Consider the following 17,494-nt stretch of genomic DNA (forward strand, 5'->3'; position numbering starts at 1 on the left):
GCTAATCTCATATTGATAGCCTGAGCACATGAGCATTATGAAGATCTGCCCCCCCTGCACGACAACATAAGACTACCGCGGTAGTCATTGCTGGCGTAATGCTGGCAGGCTTTGTGAAGATTCCAACTGCGCATGCGCAAAACTACAACAATCCGTTTCCCACTGAACCCTCCGACTCTTACATCCAAGACTGTGCGAACAATCCGGCTACGTGCAAATTGCCAGAAGGAGTGGCAACTGGTGCATCTCCCGAGAAGCAGGAGGCATGGAACAGATGCTTAGTGGCGATGACCGTTGCTGGTGTTCCTGCGGGCCGGGCGGTGCAAGGAATGCTTAAGGCAATTGCGACCGGAGTTGTAGCGGGTGGCCTAAACGGTTACGCCAGTTGCGACTGGGATGCAATTCTCGCTAAGTAGAGGTGTTGAGAGCATGAAATCATTTTTGGCTGGTTGGATTTTGTCGATAGGCGCGGTACTTATGGTGGGGTATTCCTCTGCTGACTTGATGTGGGTAGTCCGGACGGCCCTACTTACGACGATTCTCTGGGTATCAGCCTATTTCATTTCTAAGAAGCGCCAGATTCAAAAAGTGGATGGCATCGACCGTAGCTGATGCTCCCATGGTTGTACGGGACGCTAGTCACCTGATTTTAGGCAGCGGAGAAATTGCCCAATGGCATCGGAGGAGGAGGGGGTGTTACACCGCCGGTAGAGCGTGAGGTGGGACCATGTCTCGCGTCACGCAGCGGCGTCGAAGGTGACTTGGTGGTTAAGGACGTCTTCGTAGGAAAACGACGGCGCCGCGCGCTCCACTACGGAGGGGATACGCGCGGCGGTCGGAAACATGATGCTACGAAGAATTACTTCTTCAGGCCATCAATGATGTCGTTGAAGGCAGCAACCGGGCGCATGGTCTGGTTGAGCTTCTCCTCGTTCGGGGCGTAGTAGCCGCCGAGGTCGACGGGGGAGCCCTGGACGTCGAGAAGCGCCTGCTCAATCTCGCCAGCCTTGGCCTCGAGGGCCTCAGCAACCGGCTTGAAGGCCTCCGCCAGCTCGGCGTCGTCAGACTGTGCAGCCAGCTCCTTGGCCCAGTTGAGGGTCAGGAAGAAGTGGGAGCCGCGGTTGTCGTTCTCGCCGACCTTGCGGGACGGGGACTTGCCCTCATCCAGCAGGGTCTCGGTGGCCTTGTCCAGGGCAGCGGCCAGGACGCCTGCCTTGGCGTTGCCGTTGGTGTTGTGCTCGTGGCGGAAGGACTCGGCCAGAGCCAGGAACTCGCCGAGGGAATCCCAGCGCAGGTGGTTCTCCTCCTGGACCTGCTGGACGTGCTTCGGAGCGGAGCCGCCGGCACCGGTCTCGAACAGGCCGCCGCCAGCCATGAGCGGAACCACGGACAGCATCTTGGCGGAGGTGCCCAGCTCGAGGATGGGGAAGAGGTCGGTGTTGTAGTCACGCAGCACGTTACCGGTGACGGAGATGGTGTCCTCGCCCTTGCGGATGCGCTCGACGGAGATCTTGGTCGCGGTGACCGGGTCCTCGATGGAGATGTCGAGGCCCTCGGTGTCGTGATCCTGCAGGTACTTCTTGACCAGCTCGATGAGGTTGGCGTCGTGGCCGCGCTCCGGGTCGAGCCAGAAGATAGCCTTCATGCCGGACAGGCGAGCACGGTTGACAGCCAGCTTGACCCAGTCCTGGATCGGGGCGTCCTTGGTCTGGCAGGCGCGCCAGATGTCACCCTCCTCCACGTCGTGGGAGATGAGAGCCTCGCCCTTGGAGTTGCGGACCTCAACGGTGCCGGCTGCCGGCACCTTGAAGGTCTTGTTGTGGGAGCCGTACTCCTCAGCCTTCTGTGCCATGAGGCCGACGTTCGGGACAGTACCCATGGTGGTCGGGTCGTAGGCGCCGTTGGCCTTGCAGTCCTCGATCACGGCCTGGTAGACACCGGCGTAGGAGGAATCCGGGATGACGGCGAGGGTGTCCTGCTCCTCGTCGTTCTTGTTCCACATGTGGCCGGAGGTGCGGATCATGGCCGGCATGGAGGCGTCGATAATGACGTCGGACGGAACGTGCAGGTTGGTAATGCCCTTGTGGGAGTTGACCATGGCGAGGTCCGGACCCGCGGCCAGCGCGGCGTCGAAAGCAGCCTTGATCTCAGCGCCATTCTCCAGCTTGTCCAGGCCCTCGTAGATAGCGCCCAGGCCGTTCTCGCCATTGAGGCCAGCGGCCTCGAGCTCCTCGCCGTACTTCTCAAAGACATCAGCGAAGAAAGCGCGCACCACGTGGCCGAAGATGATGGGGTCAGAAACCTTCATCATGGTGGCCTTGAGGTGAGCGGAGAAGAGCACGCCCTCTTCCTTGGCGCGGGCAACCTGCGCCTTGAGGAACTCGTCGAGTGCCTTGGCGGACATGAAGGTGCCGTCGATGACCTCGCCCTTGAGGACCGGCAGCTTCTCCAGCAGGGTCTGCTCGCCCTCGGCGGTCTTCAGAACGATGGAGAGGGTGTCCTCCTCCGGCATGATGACGGACTTCTCGTTGTGGCGGAAGTCGTTAGCGTCCATGGTGGCCACGTTGGTCTTGGAATCAGCGGACCACGCACCCATCTTGTGCGGGTTCTTCTTAGCGAAGTTCTTGACCGCAATCGGAGCACGGCGGTCGGAGTTGCCCTCACGCAGAACCGGGTTCACAGCGGAGCCCTTGACGGCGTCGTACTTCTCCTGAGCCTCTTCGTACTCCGGAAGGTCGTAGCCGGCGGCCTGCAGCTCAGCAATAGCCTTCTTCAGCTGCACCAGGGAAGCGGAGATGTTCGGCAGCTTAATGATGTTAGCTTCCGGGGTCTTGGCCAGCTCGCCGAGCTCAGCCAGGGCATCGGAGACCTTCTTGTCACCAAGGCGCTCCGGGAACTGGGCCAGGATGCGGCCGGCCAGGGAAATGTCGCGGGTTTCCACCTCGATGCCTGCGGTGGAAGCGAAGGCCTCCACGACGGGCTTGAAGGAGTAGGTCGCCAGCAACGGCGCCTCGTCGGTACGGGTCCAGATAATCTTTGCCATGGTTCTCCTAAAGAAGTTGAAAACTGTTCAACCTCACAGGATACCTGTCTTATTTTCTCGCGGTGCCGGTCCCCCTGTGACTCGCACCACCAGCGGGGGAAGTCTGTGTACTTGGCACAACCTTTCCGGCTGGACTTACGAGCTCGGCAGGGAAAGTACTAAGGTCTGCCCACGTGAAACCGATGAATACCCGTATCCAACGCCGCCCCGTCCCACGCCAGACGGAAATCTCCGCGACGCGCCGCACCATCGTCATGATTGCCATGGCGCTGGGTGCTTTCGCCATCGGTACCACGGAGTTCACCTCCATGGGCCTGCTGCCGCTCATCGCGGATGATTTCGGCATTACGGAAGACACGGCGTCGGTAGTCATCTCCGTCTACGCACTAGGTGTCGTCGTGGGCGCCCCAGTCATCGCCGCACTTACAGGCAAGCTCCCACGTCGCCGCCTCATCATCCTGCTCATCGCCTTCTTGCTCGTGGGTAACCTGCTGACAGCCCTGGCCCCGAACTACGGCGTCCTGCTGGTGGCGCGCTTCATCGCGGGTCTGCCGCATGGCGCATACTTTTCCGTAGCTAATCTGGCTGCGGCATCGATGGCGCCACCGGGCAAGCAAGGGTTTGCCATGTCGATGGTGGGCATGGGTCTGTCCATCGCCACCGTGATCGGCGTGCCCGCGGCCCAGGCCCTAGGCCAAGGATTGGGCTGGCATGCGGCGTACTTTTTGGTCGTGGCCATTGCGGGGCTCACGATGGTCCTGCTCTTTTTCCTCTTCCCGCACATGACGCGCATGCCGGAAACGGATATGTTTACTGAGCTCGGCGCGCTGAAAAACAGCCAGGTTCTGCTCACCGTATTCCTCGGCACTGTTGGTTTCGGTGGCATGTTTGCCGTCTACACCTACATCACGTGGACCATGACGGAGGTCGCCGGCATGGACCCGAGCCACACGTGGATTGTGCTCATGGCCTATGGCATCGGTATGACTGTCGGCAACGTCGCCGGCGGTGCGCTGGCGGACCGAAACCTGGAATTCGGCATCATCTTTGCTCTCGTCTGCATGGTCGGAGTGTCAGTGACCTTCTACTTCGTGGCGCACAACGCATGGGCGGGCACGATTGCCTTTGGTGTCTTGGCCTTCTTCGGCTCCATTCTCGTGCCTTCCTTGCAGCTGCGCCTGGTCAACGTGGCGGGGGATGCGCAGAGCCTCGCGGCGGCCTTGAACCAGTCGGCCCTTAATATCGCCAATGCGGCGGGCGCGGCCATCGGCGGTGCGGTCGTGGGCGCGGGCTACTCCTATAACTCCACCGCGCTGGCCGGCGCGGGCCTGGCGGTGGCCGGCTGTGTTACTTGGGTCGTCACCATGTGGGACAAGCGCCGCCGGGGCCCTTCCGTGAAGATTATTGAACAGAGTTAGACTGACCGGCATGAGTTTCACCATCGCCTCCGTCAACGTCAACGGCATCCGCGCGGCCTGCAAACAGCGCAATGAGAACAACCCGGGGATGAACGCGTGGTTGGATACCACGCCGGCCGATGTCGTCCTCATGCAGGAGGTGCGCGCCAATCCCGAGCAGACCCAGAAGGCCCTGGCCCCGGCTCTGGAGGCCGGATGGAACCTGGTGCAGGCCGAATCCGCCGCCAAGGGCCGCGCGGGCGTGGGCATCTTATCGAAGCATGCGCTTGGCGACGTCTCCGTGGGCTTCGGCTCCTTCGCCGAATCCGGCCGCTTCATTGCCGCCACCGTGGAAGGCGTGCGCGTGGCCTCTTTGTATCTGCCCTCCGGCGATGTGGATTCGCCGAAGCAGGATGAGAAGTACCTCTTCCTGGACGAGTTTTCTTCAGTCTTGGATGAGATGGCTGCGACCTACCCGGAGGCTGTTATCGGTGGTGACTGGAATATTTGCCACCGCGCCCAGGACTTGAAGAACAACAAGCCCAACGAGAAGAAGTCCGGCCACCTGCCGGAGGAGCGCGCTTTCATGGATCGCGTCTTTGGCTCCTTCCCGGATGCGCAGCCGCAGGAGAAGAAGGGGTTCGGGGATTGGCTCGGCGTGGTGGATTATGAGACCAAGACCGCCTGGGAAGCGGCCGCGGACCCGCAGTGGTTTGACGTCGCCAGGCGCCTGCACCCGGAGGCTGAGGGGCCCTATACCTGGTGGACCTACCGCGGCCAGGCTTTCAATAACGACGCTGGGTGGCGCATCGATTATCAAGCGGCCACGAAGTCTATGCTGGAGCGCGCGCAGCGCACGTGGGTGGAGAAGGCGCCGACGGTGGAGGAGCGCTGGTCCGATCACTCTCCTCTTCTGGTGGAGTACAAGTAGCCGAATCCAAGTAGTGGTACGATAATCCCGTCTTAACGTCCTTTTCTATTTCGCAGGAGATGCTCATGACCCGCGCAATCATCTACTTTGTCCTCGGCGCTATTCTGCTTGCCCTGGGTATCTGGTGGTGGACCATCGTCGGACCGTCCTTTGCCTTCCTTGGCCCGATCGTCCTCCAGGGCGTTGGCGGCGCGTTCATGGTGGCCGGTTTCGCCGTCATGATGGACGTCATTAGCCCGACCTCCCGCAAGATTTAATCGACGCACCGCCTCCCCGCCGGAGGCGGCAGAGTAGAGTAGTCAACCATGACTGACTCCACTTCTGCATCGACCTCCGCTTCTCGAGTCCTCTCTGGTATTCAACCCACGGCGGACTCCTACCACCTCGGTAACTACCTCGGTGCGCTCAAGCAGTGGATTGACCTGCAAGACTCGCACGAGGCCTTTTACTTCATCCCGGACCTGCACGCCATCACGGTGGAGCAGAACCCGGAGGAGCTGCGTCACCGCACTGTGGCGGGTGCCGCACAGCTCATCGCATTGGGCATCGATCCGGCGAAATCGACCCTCTTCGTGCAATCCCACGTCCCCGCGCACGCGGAGCTGACGTGGGTTTTGCAGTGCCTGACCGGCTTCGGTGAGGCCTCCCGCATGACCCAGTTCAAGGACAAGTCCCTCAAGCAAGGCCAGGACCGCACGTCCGTGGGACTGTTTACCTACCCCGTTCTGATGGCCGCGGACATCCTCCTGTATTCCCCGCACTATGTGCCGGTGGGGGAGGACCAGCGCCAGCACCTCGAACTCACCCGCAACTTGGCGGAGCGCTTCAACAACAAGTACGGCGAGGTCTTCCGCGTGCCAGAGGCCTTCATTCCGGAGGGCTCAGCCAAGATTTATGACCTGCAGGAGCCGACGTCCAAGATGTCGAAGTCGGGCGCTAACCCGAAGGGCATCGTGAACCTGCTCGATGCTCCTAAGACCTCCGCTAAGCGCATTAAGTCCGCGGTGACCGATGACCTCGGCGTGGTGGCCTTCGACCGCGAGAAGCAGCCCGGCGTGTCCAACCTGCTGGCTATCCAGTCTGCGCTGACCGGTGAGAGCATCCCGAACCTCGTGGACAAGTACGCGGGCCAGGGCTATGGCCACCTGAAGGTGGACACAGCAGAAGCGCTGGAGGCCTTCACCACTCCGCTGAAGGCACGCTACGACGAGCTCATGGAAGACCGCGGCGAGCTCGAGCGCATCTTGGCCCAGGGCGCCGAGCGCGCCACGGAGATCGCCTCCCCGCTCGTGGACAAGGTCTACGAGGCGGTGGGCTTCCTCCCCGCGCGCCGCGGCTGAGTTGGTTAGCATGATGAAGACTGTGTAGAGGACTCTGTAACTTATTTCTGTATTTCATAAAAAGGGGAAAGCCTGTGGCGCCAACGACTCAACCCGATGAGAAGAAGACCGATGACTACGGCATCGAGCGTGCTAATGCCGATGAGCCGGGCGCGGTAGATAAAGTCCGCGAGAAGTCCGGTTTTATCGACCACATCATGAAGATGCTGGACCGCTACGGCAGCCAGGGCGGAAACCAGTTCGCGGCCGGAATTACGTATTTCTCGGTTCTGGCTATCTTCCCCATCTTCATGCTCACGGTGGCAGCCATCGCCACCGTGTTGGCCAATCGCCCCGATCTCATGCAGCAACTGGAGGAGCAGATCGCGAACTCCGTGTCTGGCGATCTGGGGGATTCGATTACGCAGATTCTGCATACCGCGATTGAACAGCGCGGCGCGATGTACGGCATCGGTGGCCTGACTACCCTGTGGTCCGGGCTGGGCTGGATGAACAACCTGCGCATTGGCATTTCGGCGATGTGGATGCAGGATCCGACTGACGCCCCGGGCAACTTTGTGACCAAGAAGCTCAGCGATCTGCTGGGGCTCATCGGCCTGCTCGTGGCCATGGTTATCGCCTTCGGCGTGACGGCGGCGGGTTCTTCCGGACTGACCCAAAAGATTTTCGAGTGGGTCGGTATTGAGTCTTTCCCTGGCATGGGCGCAGTGCTGGTTGTGGCCGGTATCGTCATCGGCCTTATCGCCAACTTCCTCGTCTTCTGGTGGATGGTGGCCTTCCTGCCGCGCACGAAGGTTCCCACCAAGTCGGGACTGATGGGCGCGGCCATTGGTGCGGTGCTCTTTGAGGTAATCAAGCAGCTGTCCACCGTCATCATGTCCTCCGCGGCGGGCAACCCGGCAGGCGCCGTGTTCGGCCCCGTCATTGTTCTCATGGTGGTCATGTACTTGGTCTGGCGCGTCGTGCTGTACGTCTCCGCATGGACGGCCACCACTGAAGAGTCCCTCGAGCTGCTGGTACCGCCCGTCCCAGACCAGGCTGTCATCCGCGTCCGCAACGAGATCCGCCAGGGCCCGAACCCGGGCGTGACCCTGGGCGCCGGTGCCGCCCTTGGTGCGGCCGCTGCGGGTGCGTGGGCCCTGCTGCGCCGAAAGTAGGCCGATGCTACCAGCGTCTTTTGCCCCGAACCTGTACGAGCACTTCAGACTCGATTCGCGCGCGACCTCACGAGAACTGGGCGTGCAGCTGGCGGCTGCCGACGCTCACCTCGAAGGCCTCGGCTACCTCCCCGAAGCCCCAGAGCGCGAGGAGCTTGCCGTTGCCTCCCGCATTCTATGCGAGCCTTCCTCCCGCGCCAGCTATGACCAAAAGGTCGAGTCCGGCGCCCAGCTCACGTGGGCGCAGCTGGAGGATTACGCGACTACCGGCCGGTGGGGTGAGAGCGCGCACGCCCCAACGCCAACTCCGCCCCGCGATGATGCGCGGCGCGCCTCTCCCGGCAACCGCGTGCTCATGGCCGTCATTGACTACTTTCTCGCGGCCCTCGTGGTGTCCTTCATCGTCGGCTTTGGCTTTACCAACCCGGATGATAATTCGGTGTGGATCGTCAGCATCTCCAGCATCTTCACGGTGGCTTACTACATCTGTTTCGAGGTCCTCGCCGGGGCAACACCTGCGAAGATGATTGCCGGGTATACCGTGCGCGATGTGACGACCCACGAGAAGCTCACCTGGCAGCAGAGCATCAGGCGCAACTGGTGGCGCGTGGCCTCCCTCGTGCCGCTCATTGGGCCGCTGATCGCCTTTTTTGGTGCCCTCTACGTGGTGACCACGATTGGGGCCAAGAACAATCTACGCGGCCAGCACGACATCATGGCTAACGCCGAAGTAGTGAAAAAGTAGCAACCACTACGACGAGGAGCGCGACGAGCCCCGCCACCATCCAGCCAATCCAGCCCTGCGAGCCTTCGAAGGACGAAGACTCCGCAGCCACCTCCGCGGTGGCGGGCGCAGCCGGGGTGGTGGGAGCCGGGCTCGTAACCGCAGACTCCGCGGGCTCTTCCTTTCCGGCTGCGAAGTCATCTAGGTGCCCGACGCCATCGCCGGCGCGGACGTCGGAGGCTTCGTCGAGAAGCATCTGCGCCTGCTCCCAGGCGCGGAACCCATGCTCGACGGTCGTATCGAGGAGAACCGCCTGGAGGCGGCGCCCATCGCGGTCGATAGCGCCGACGAAGGTATGGTGTGCGTCCTCGGTATAGCCCGTCTTGCCGCCGATGCCATCCGGGTCGTTGAGGAACAGCCCATTGTCGTTCCACAGCTCATAGCCGGGCATGTCACCCCAGCCGGGAAACTCCACGTGCTCGGTGTCGACGATGCGCGCGAAGGTGTCGTTGGCAAAAGCCGTGCGGTAAATCAGCGAGATATCCGCCGCGGAGGTCGACATACCCGCCGCGTCCAGCCCGGAGTAGCTCGCCGCCACTGTCGAGCGCGTGCCAATCTCCTGTGCCTTCGCATTGACCTTTGCCAATGCTTCATCGTCCCCGCCAACAGCCTGCGCGAGAGCGTGCGCGGCGTCGTTGCCGGAAGCCATGAGAAGGCCCTGCAGAAGCTGCTCTACGGTGTAGACTCCATCAGGGCCGAGGCCGACGGCGGAGCCCTCGATGGAGGCGTCGTCAAGCGTGGCGGTGATGCGCTGGTCGAGGGGGAGTTCCTCGATGACCACGAGCGCCAGCAGCGCCTTGATGATGGAGGCGGGGCGGTAGCGCCCATTGGGATCCTTCATGGCGATGATTTCGCCGGTGTCCAGGTCACTGACCATCCACGCCGACGCCACCACGTCCTTATTGACCCGAAAACCGCGCGGGGCGGTCACGCCGCAGGCAGCACCCTCAACAGCGGGCAGGGGAGTGGGCGCGACTTGGCCGGGGGAGAGACGCTCGGACGTGGTCGTTGGCTCCTCAGGAACGAGGGAGTGCGGGCAAGAGTCGGTATCCGGCGCGGTGGTGCGCGTGGGCGACGTTGACTCTTCCTCCTCTGCAAACGCCGGCGGCGTCGCGGCTAAGGCGAGGGCAGTCAGGATCGCGGGGACATGTTTCATAGCGTGCTTAATCCTAGACCCCGTCCTAGGATGAACCTCATGCATGACGCACCTCTGATTAGTCCCGAAAACAAAGACTCCGGCGCCGAGATTTTCGCCGGCCTGCCCAAGGTGACGCTCTTCGCGCCGCTGCCCACGGATGCTTCGACCCCGGACGAGCTCCGCGCGGCCACGCACGCTGTTGTACAAGCGCTTGCCGACGACCACGTGGTCTACGCCGAGCTCCGGCTGAGCCCCGGCGCCTTCCCCTTCGACGCGGCCGAGGCCCTCGCCGCCGCGCAGGAAGGGTTGGATGTTCCTGGAATCGATGCTCGGCTTATTGTCGAGGGCGATGCCAGCGAGGCCGCGGTGGGCGTGGCGCTGACCGAGCTGTCCGCGGCTGAGAAACTCCGCGCGGATTTCATCCCGTGGGAGCGCGATGTCGATTCTTATGAGGATGCCGTGGCCGCAGTGCAGGCGGGTGCCACGCGCTTGGTGCACGCCACTGATCTCGTCGATGACTTCAGCGCGGATCTCGACGGCGTTCGCCCAGGCAGGGCCTCTGCATGGGTGCGGGATCGCCACATCGCGCTGACCTTCGCGCCGTTGGAGGAAATGCCGATAGAGGAGCTGGCTGATCACCCTCTGCCGCTGCTGCAGCAGCTCGGCTTTACCTGCACGGTGGCGGGGGAGAAGCTCAGCGACGTCTTCTTGGCCCTGAGCGAGACCTTTGGCTACGGGCTGGAGGAGTTCTTCGACCTCACCATCAAGGCGATTGAGAACTCTTTTGCCAGCGAAGAGGACCGCCAGCGCCTCATCGAGCAGGAGATTCTGCCCGCCTATGAGGAACTGGCGGATCCGGAATTCGCGGAGGACGCTTCCGAGACAGAAGAAGAAACGGAAGAAGAGACTGAGTCCTCCGACTAGAAACTAAAAGCGGGAGAAGCGCTTCGTCAGCATCTCCTCTAGGCCCTTCCAGGACTCCGCGTGCTCGGTGTAGGGCTTGGAGGGAACGTAGCCTGCGTGCTCGGTGGAGCCGAGCATGTAGCCCAGGTAGTCCTGGAATCGCGGGTTCTGCAGCATGTAGGAGTTGATGGAGTCATCCCCGGACCAGTCGGCGGCATCGGCGCAGACTTCGTAGCAGCGACCCATCTGATCCGTATCGACCGCCTCCGGGCCCTTTTCAATGTCACGCACGATGCCGTTGAAGTTGTACTGGTTATCCGGGTGGACCGTGACTTCCAGCTCACCAGCGTTCGCCGCGGCAACGACCTCTTCCCAGGTGGAGACCTTGGCCAAGTCGTGGTCGTCATTTTCCATGATCCAGCGCACGAGCACCTTGGAGCTGGGGAAGGTGAAGATCTCGCCCCACTTGCCCAGGAACACTGGCTTGCCGTCGAGGTAGGTGCGCAGGGTGTAGACAGTCCTTTGGTCGGCGGTGATCTTTACCGGGTCGATGCCTGCGGCTGCCCACGGGGAGCTGTCATAAGGATCTGCCGATTGTGCGGCGGCCTTGCGCTCTTCTTCGGCCTTTTTGCGTGCTTCCTCCGCCGCTTCGGTGGCGGAGGAAATGCGGGTGGCGGCGCTCGTGGTTGCATCCTGGGTGAAATCAGAAGAAGGAACGACCTTGACCACCTTGTCGAGGTCTTCGATCACTGCGCGCCAGTTGCTGTGGATAACGCGGCCCACGCCGGACCACTCGCTCATGCCCTGGTCGCCGGCGTAGTGATCGGCACCGCGGGCAGCGTTGCGCAGGATGGAGTGCGAAGCGAAAAAGATGACGGTGTGCTCGGCGGCGCTGACCTCTGCCAGCGAGTGCGCAATCTCCAAGCAGCGCGCGACCGTGGAGACGTTCTCGTGGCTCGGGCGGCCAGCGAGGTACTTCGGCATCCCGACGAGGTCGTACACGTGCTTCTTCTCAGGAACCACGCGGTCCGCCGCTTGGGAGTTGAACACTTCCCACTTGGGGTGATCGAGCAAGTCATGCTTCGTCCCCGACTCGAGGAAGCACAGCATTTCGGCTTCCGTTTTAAAGAGCAGGACAGACTCGTCATCACCAAGAAAGGCCTGCCACTCGGAGCCGTTCTGGCGCCACTTTGGCGCCCATAGGGTATAAAAATCGCCCTCGGAAAGGGAGAGTTGGATAGGGACAATAGCGCGGGTGTTCATGGGGAAACAGTCTACCCTGTGGGTCTCCAGAAGCCTTTGAAAGCCATCCCCATGTTGTTGGTGCGCAATGGATTGGTTTGCACGGGGCTTCCGGCCTCCACCATCTGCCCGTCGCCGGAGTACATCGCCACGTGCCCATCCCACACGATGAGGTCACCGGGTTGCAGCTCCTCCGCGCTGACCTGTCGGCCCACGGTCTGGCTTTCAGCGGTGCGCGGCAGTTCCACGCCGGCCTGGCGCCAGGCCCATTGGGTGAGTCCTGAGCAATCGAAACTACCGTTGCCGGTTCCTCCCCAGCCATAAGGAGTCCCCACCTGGGATAGCGCTGCTTGTGCTGCGGCCTGTCCCTGCGTGGTTGCCCCGTTCTCCGCCGCCGGGGCGACGAGCGCGTGGCGCGCCGTGCTTTCTTCTTGGGGGCCGCGCACCGAAGGTTGGACCGCGCGCTGACCGATGGGAACGAGGGGAGCCGCCGCCTGAAGAAGCTCGCCGGCTAAGTGCTTCAAGCGCTGCAGTGCCTTGCCAACGTACTCCATAGCGAGAGCCTGCAAAGCTGAGCGCGCCGCGGCCTGTGCCGCCGGGTTCGGAATGAGCAGCCCCAGAGCTATAGGTAACCCGCGCTGGAGTAGCTCGAAGCCCAGTCCGATGAGATCCCTGACGGCCGCTGAAATCAGCCCGCGCGCGGAATCCAGGGCGGAGCGGGCCGTGGAAAGATCCTCAGTGGCTTGGCGGGCGGTGTCCAAGAGCGCTCGCGGATCACCGTGCGCTATCTCCGCGAGGGGTCCCGCGGCAGTGAGATCGGGCACAGTGGGCAGGGAGACGTCGGGAAGCTGCGCCGGCTGCATCCGCGCAATCTGAGCTATCGCTGATTCCAACATCACAGACCTCCACACGCGCTCGCGAGGCCACTATCGGTCTCCTCGGCTTCCCGCGCCATGCGGAAGCTGGACTCTGCCACCGCTCCGGCATCGGCCCTGACCTGGGCAAGGCGTGCTGTGAGATTCTCCATGGCGGCGTTGAACGCACTGCTAAAGCCGTCCACGACCGGCTCTATCGGTAGCTCGGGAGAAGGAGCGGGGGAGTCCTGAGAGACAGCGGCAAGTTCGTGGGCTAAGCGGCGAGTGTGTTCAGTATCAATGGTGAAAGTATCGAAGCTAGTCATGCCTTATTAGACTTCACCGCCCGCTGATCGGTTCCCGCCCAATTCTTATACAGTGAAGGACATGGATATCCACGTAGTAGACCACCCCCTCGCCGCATCCCGGCTGACCCTCATGCGCGATGCCCGCAGCGACAATGCCGCCTTCCGCGCTGCCTTGCGAGATCTGGGCACGATGCTTGTTTATGAGGCGGCGCGCGACCTGCCCGTTGAGCACTTTGAGTGCGTCACACCCGTCGCCACGGCCGACGGTACTCGCCTGCAGGACCCTCCGATCATCGTGCCCATTATCCGCGCTGGCCTGGGCATGATTGATCCGGCACTGTCCATGATCCCGGATGCCCAAGTGGGCTTCATTGGCATGGCACGCGATGAAGAAACCCACGAGCCGGTGCCTTACCTGGAAGCTCTGCCGGAGGATCTCAGCGGTCGGAGTGTCTTCGTGGTTGATCCGATGCTTGCCACGGGTGGTTCCCTCCTGCACTCCCTGAAGCTCCTGGCAGATCGCGGCGCTACCGACATTACGGCAATCTGCATGGTCTCCGCGCAGCCGGGCGTTGATGCACTGGCCAACTCGGGGCTGCCAGTTCGCTTGGTCACCGCAGCGATTGATCCCTCCCTTAACGAGGACGCTTACATCGTCCCGGGCCTTGGCGATGCCGGCGATCGCCTTTACGGTCCCCGCAATATCGACCTGTAGCGAAACCGTCGGACAGGGCAGACCGCTCAGTATATCTGGCGCGTGACCTGCCCGACTAACTGAACCGCATGGTCTAGTTGTAGACTCTTCCCAATAGGAAACCACGGAGGAGGAAGCAGTGATCTCGGACTACGTCAGTGAGTGGTTCAGCAACCACCGCGCGGAGGTCATCGCGTGGCGCCGCCATATCCACCGCCACCCGGAGACCTCCAATAACGAAGTGGAAACCACCCGCTTCCTGTCCCGCACCCTGCGCGAGTACGGCTTGGAGCCACAGCTTTTCCCCGAAACCGGCCTCATGGTGGACATTGGTCCCGATACGGAACTCGGGCGCTTGGCCTTCCGCGCCGACATCGACGCGCTTCCCGTCACTGAGGTCACCGGCCTCGAATACACCTCCGAGGTGCCCGGCGTCATGCATGCGTGTGGGCACGACATGCACACCACCATCGCCCTTGCTACGGCCTGCGCCTTGGCGGACCTCAACCGCGAGCATCCGCTGGATTTCGGTGTTCGTGTTATCTTCCAGCCCGCTGAAGAGGTGTGGGTGGGCGGTGCCACCGACGTTATCGAGTGGGGCGCGCTCGAAGGTGTGAACTCCATCTTCGCCGTCCACGTGGAACCGAAGCTGCGCGTCGGGCGCATCGGCGTCCGCGCCGGGGCGATCACCTCGGCCACCGATGTCGTGGAAATCAACGTCTCCGGCCCGGGCGGGCACACCTCGCGCCCGCATTTGTCGGCGGACGTCGTCTATGCGCTGGGCAAGCTGCTGACGGACCTGCCGGGCTTGCTCTCGCGCCGCGTCGATCCGCGCACCGGCACCGTTTTGGTGTTTGGCCAGGTGAATTCGGGTTATGCCCCGAACGCGATTCCCGAGACCGGCTCTGTGTCCGGCACGATGCGCACGGCGGACATTGGCATTTGGCGCGACATGCAGCAGCTCTTCTCCGAGCTCGTCGAGCAGGTGCTAGCGCCCTTGGGGGTCGAGCACGAGTTGGTCTATCACCGTGGGGTTCCGCCCGTGCTTAACGACGACGTCTCCACCGCCCTCCTCGCCAGCGCTGCCCAGGCCATCGACCCGCAAGCCGTGGTTCAGGCCCCGCAGTCCTCGGGCGGCGAAGACTTCTCGTGGTACCTAGAGAAGGTTCCCGGCTCCATGGCCCGTTTGGGCTGCTGGTCTGGTGAAGGAGAGCAGCACGATCTCCACATGGGTGATTTGGCGCCTGATGAACGGGCCATCGGCGTGGGTGTCAAACTCTTTGGTTCCGTAGCAGAACAGTTCGCCAACGTGGAGGATTAAGCGCCTAAGCACTACACTGTGACAAGGATTTCCCAGAGTTCTTATAGGCAGAATTTTAAAAAGGAGCGACAGTGTCACAGGAAGCCCCCCGCATCGTAATTATCGGCGGTGGCCCCGCAGGCTACGAGGCTGCGACCGCCGGCGCCAAGTACGGCGCGCACATTACGTTGGTTGAGGAACAGGGCCCGGGTGGCTCCTCCGTTCTCTTGGACTGCGTGCCCTCGAAGTCTTTCATCGCTGGCGCCAACATTCGCACCGACTTCCGCCGCGCGGATGATATGGGCCTGAACCACCAGCTCGGCTCGCTGCAGCTGAGCCTGGAGGCCCTCAACGGCCGTGTGCAGGCGCTGGCTGCTAACCAGTCCCGCGACGTGCGCGCGGGCCTAGAGAAGATCGGCGTCAAGGTCATCGATGGGCGCGCTGCCTTCTCCGAGGACCAGCACGGTGTGAAGGGGGCAGCGCACAAGATCGACGTCACCCACAAGGATGGCACCACTGAGACCCTCGACGCGGACCTCGTCCTCGTTGCTACCGGTGCCACCCCGCGCATCCTGCCGGGCGCGCAGCCGGACGGCGAGCGCATCCTCACCTGGCAGCAGGTCTATGACCTCAAGGAGGAGCCGGAGCACCTCATCGTGGTGGGCTCCGGTGTGACCGGTGCGGAGTTCGTTTCTGCTTTCGCGGAGATGGGCGTGCGCGTGACCATGGTGGCGTCCCGCGACCGCATTCTGCCGCACGATGACGCCGACGCTGCCGACGTCCTCGAGACCGTGTTGGCTGAGCGCGGCGTGGAGCTGGAGAAGAACTGCCGCGTGGAGACGGTCTCCCGTACAGAAGACGGCAACGTCGTGGTCAAAACCCAGGATGGCCGCGAGATCCACGGCTCCCACGTCATCATGTCCATCGGTTCTATCCCGAATACCAAGAACCTCGGCTTGGAGCACGTTGGTGTGGCCACCACGCCGTCCGGTCACATTGAGGTTGACCGCGTCTCCCGCACCAACGTGGCCGGCATCTATGCCGCCGGCGATTGCTCCGATCTGTTCCCGCTGGCTTCCGTTGCGGCAATGCAGGGCCGCATCGCCATGTACCACTCCCTGGGTGAGGGGGTGTCCCCGCTGCGCTTGAAGACCGTGGCAACCGCCGTGTTTACCCGCCCGGAGATCGCTGCCGTGGGCTTTACCCAGGCGGAGATTGAGGCCGGTGAGGTCGCCGCCCGCACCATCATGATGCCGCTGAACACCAACCCACGTGCCAAGATGCGCTCCCTGCAGCATGGCTTCGTTAAGCTCTTCTGCCGCGCTACCTCCGGCCGTGTCATCGGCGGCGTTATCGTCGCGCCGACTGCCTCCGAGCTCATCCTTCCCATCGCCGTGGCGGTGACCAACCAGCTCACGGTGAACCAGCTGGCGGATTCCTTCGCGGTCTACCCGTCCCTGTCCGGCACGATCACGGAGGCGGCCCGCCGCCTTGTCGCCCACGACGACCTTGAATAACGACCGCGAGTAAATCAGACCCGGGTCTGATTTAGCTTCGGCTCGGATTTATAAGCCCAGTGTGCTCACGGCATGCTGGGCTTCTTCCATGGTGAACTTCTCGCCGTACTCGCTGGTGAGCTGATCGAGCAGCGCCGGGCCGGACATCGGCATCATCTCCTGGTAGTTTTCCGCTGCCTCGACGGCTTCGGCCATCCAATCAGCATTTACCGTGTCGACGGCGTACTGCGCCTGTTCCGGTGTGAACTTCTCTCCGTACTCGGAGGTCAGCTGGTCATAGAGCTTGGCCTTGGAAAAAGCGGCGAAGTCCACGTAGTGTTCGGCGGACTCGAGAGCCTCGGCGTTCCAGTCCACATCGAGCTGATCCATGGCGTATTGCGCCGCCTCCGGGGAGAATTGCGAGCCGTATTCGCTCGTGAGCTGGTCATAGAGCTTAGCCTCGGAGAAGGCGGAAAAGTCCACATAGCGCTTCGCCGCGCGCAGAGCATTCTTGTGTTCCGTGGGCACGGCGTTGTCATCGCTGCCAGTATCGCCTGCGGCGGACTCCACGTCAGCTGCGGCGTTGTTGATATCGACGGCCGTGATGCTTGTGCTTGGCTCCGGTGCGGCGGTGTTGGCTGGGTCATCGCCGTCAGAACCCGCATTGAGTGCGGCGCTGCCGAGCACCAATACCGCGATTGCACCCGCGCCCCACTTGAGGCAGCCGCCTTTCTTCTTTTTCTTCGGTGCTGCCTGCTCTGGGGTTGGCTCCGGGGAGAACTGGGGAGCTGCATAAGGGTTGGACATGAGAGAGAACCTCCTGCGTAGGTGAGTGAAGAGAACTCGGCGTGGTGCCGAACAAGGTTCATCATGGCAGGCGCTGCGGACATGGCCGTGGCGGGTTCGA

The 17,494-nt window shown here is 62.5% G+C and carries 17 protein-coding genes; 11 read left to right on the forward strand and 6 right to left on the reverse strand.

All coding sequences use genetic code 11. From position 1 onward, the window contains the following. Positions 1–429: 429 nt before the first annotated feature. Entirely contained in the window at positions 430–612 is a 183-nt protein-coding gene (locus HMPREF2932_RS11520) for a hypothetical protein (RefSeq protein ID WP_046648373.1), read from the forward strand. Positions 613–859: 247 nt separating this feature from the next. On the opposite strand, the gene HMPREF2932_RS11525 is transcribed toward HMPREF2932_RS11520, so the two are convergent. Further along, positions 860–3,043 (reverse strand): NADP-dependent isocitrate dehydrogenase, encoded by a 2,184-nt coding sequence (locus tag HMPREF2932_RS11525; RefSeq protein ID WP_071410174.1) that lies wholly within the window; start codon positions 3,041–3,043, stop codon positions 860–862. A 182-nt stretch (positions 3,044–3,225) separates the two neighbouring features. Between HMPREF2932_RS11525 and HMPREF2932_RS11530 the strand changes: the two genes are divergently transcribed. The 6 genes from HMPREF2932_RS11530 (at position 3,226) to HMPREF2932_RS11555 (ending at position 8,613) form a co-directional block, all read left to right on the forward strand. Beyond that, the gene (locus tag HMPREF2932_RS11530) at positions 3,226–4,461 is read left to right on the forward strand and encodes an MFS transporter (protein WP_210397797.1); all 1,236 of its coding nucleotides are present in this window, start codon (positions 3,226–3,228) and stop codon (positions 4,459–4,461) included. 10 nt (positions 4,462–4,471) lie between these two features. Then, on the forward strand, positions 4,472–5,371 hold the full coding sequence (locus HMPREF2932_RS11535; protein ID WP_071407355.1) for an exodeoxyribonuclease III: 900 nt from the start codon (positions 4,472–4,474) through the stop codon (positions 5,369–5,371). Positions 5,372–5,436: 65 nt separating this feature from the next. Beyond that, positions 5,437–5,628 carry a hypothetical protein gene (locus HMPREF2932_RS11540; RefSeq protein WP_049157254.1) on the forward strand — a complete coding sequence of 64 codons (192 nt, stop codon included), beginning with the start codon at positions 5,437–5,439 and terminating at the stop codon, positions 5,626–5,628. A 48-nt stretch (positions 5,629–5,676) separates the two neighbouring features. Beyond that, positions 5,677–6,711 carry a tryptophan--tRNA ligase gene (gene trpS, locus HMPREF2932_RS11545; protein WP_070511442.1) on the forward strand — a complete coding sequence of 345 codons (1,035 nt, stop codon included), beginning with the start codon at positions 5,677–5,679 and terminating at the stop codon, positions 6,709–6,711. A 74-nt stretch (positions 6,712–6,785) separates the two neighbouring features. Further along, a complete protein-coding gene (locus HMPREF2932_RS11550; RefSeq protein ID WP_049157256.1) occupies positions 6,786–7,868 on the forward strand; it encodes a YhjD/YihY/BrkB family envelope integrity protein in 1,083 nt (360 codons plus the stop codon). 4 nt (positions 7,869–7,872) lie between these two features. Next, positions 7,873–8,613 (forward strand): RDD family protein, encoded by a 741-nt coding sequence (locus HMPREF2932_RS11555; protein WP_071410176.1) that lies wholly within the window; start codon positions 7,873–7,875, stop codon positions 8,611–8,613. On the opposite strand, the gene HMPREF2932_RS11560 is transcribed toward HMPREF2932_RS11555, so the two are convergent. Next, on the reverse strand, positions 8,588–9,808 hold the full coding sequence (locus tag HMPREF2932_RS11560) for a D-alanyl-D-alanine carboxypeptidase family protein (RefSeq protein WP_070511446.1): 1,221 nt from the start codon (positions 9,806–9,808) through the stop codon (positions 8,588–8,590). The two genes, HMPREF2932_RS11555 and HMPREF2932_RS11560, sit on opposite strands and share 26 nt — an antisense overlap. A gap of 39 nt (positions 9,809–9,847) precedes the next feature. Here HMPREF2932_RS11560 and HMPREF2932_RS11565 point away from each other — a divergent pair, with 39 nt between their 5' ends. After that, complete coding sequence (locus HMPREF2932_RS11565) at positions 9,848–10,714, forward strand: amidohydrolase family protein (RefSeq protein WP_210397793.1); 867 nt, start codon at positions 9,848–9,850, stop codon at positions 10,712–10,714. A 3-nt stretch (positions 10,715–10,717) separates the two neighbouring features. On the opposite strand, the gene HMPREF2932_RS11570 is transcribed toward HMPREF2932_RS11565, so the two are convergent. From HMPREF2932_RS11570 to HMPREF2932_RS11580, 3 genes are read right to left on the reverse strand one after another with little or no spacing between them, the layout of a single operon-like run. Further along, on the reverse strand, positions 10,718–11,956 hold the full coding sequence (locus HMPREF2932_RS11570; RefSeq protein WP_071410178.1) for a hypothetical protein: 1,239 nt from the start codon (positions 11,954–11,956) through the stop codon (positions 10,718–10,720). Positions 11,957–11,967: 11 nt separating this feature from the next. Next, positions 11,968–12,831 (reverse strand): C40 family peptidase, encoded by an 864-nt coding sequence (locus HMPREF2932_RS11575; protein ID WP_071410179.1) that lies wholly within the window; start codon positions 12,829–12,831, stop codon positions 11,968–11,970. Further along, positions 12,831–13,115: a hypothetical protein gene (locus tag HMPREF2932_RS11580; protein ID WP_071410180.1), complete on the reverse strand. Its 285-nt coding sequence runs from the start codon at positions 13,113–13,115 to the stop codon at positions 12,831–12,833. Before HMPREF2932_RS11580 ends, HMPREF2932_RS11575 begins: the two co-directional genes overlap by 1 nt. Before the next feature lie 61 nt (positions 13,116–13,176). On the opposite strand from HMPREF2932_RS11580, the gene upp reads away from it, so the two are divergent. The 3 genes from upp (at position 13,177) to HMPREF2932_RS11595 (ending at position 16,608) form a co-directional block, all read left to right on the forward strand. Beyond that, a complete protein-coding gene (gene upp / locus HMPREF2932_RS11585) occupies positions 13,177–13,812 on the forward strand; it encodes a uracil phosphoribosyltransferase (protein WP_071410181.1) in 636 nt (211 codons plus the stop codon). Positions 13,813–13,930: 118 nt separating this feature from the next. After that, positions 13,931–15,112 carry a M20 family metallopeptidase gene (locus tag HMPREF2932_RS11590; protein WP_070754603.1) on the forward strand — a complete coding sequence of 394 codons (1,182 nt, stop codon included), beginning with the start codon at positions 13,931–13,933 and terminating at the stop codon, positions 15,110–15,112. 71 nt (positions 15,113–15,183) lie between these two features. Continuing rightward, a complete protein-coding gene (locus HMPREF2932_RS11595; protein WP_070516015.1) occupies positions 15,184–16,608 on the forward strand; it encodes an NAD(P)H-quinone dehydrogenase in 1,425 nt (474 codons plus the stop codon). 48 nt (positions 16,609–16,656) lie between these two features. Here HMPREF2932_RS11595 and HMPREF2932_RS11600 read toward each other — a convergent pair whose 3' ends face one another. Further along, on the reverse strand, positions 16,657–17,394 hold the full coding sequence (locus HMPREF2932_RS11600; RefSeq protein ID WP_070516013.1) for an Ltp family lipoprotein: 738 nt from the start codon (positions 17,392–17,394) through the stop codon (positions 16,657–16,659). Positions 17,395–17,494: the final 100 nt, after the last annotated feature.

Origin of the sequence: Corynebacterium sp. HMSC074H12 (assembly GCF_001813755.1) — a bacterium.
GTDB classification, from domain to species: domain Bacteria; phylum Actinomycetota; class Actinomycetes; order Mycobacteriales; family Mycobacteriaceae; genus Corynebacterium; species Corynebacterium hiratae.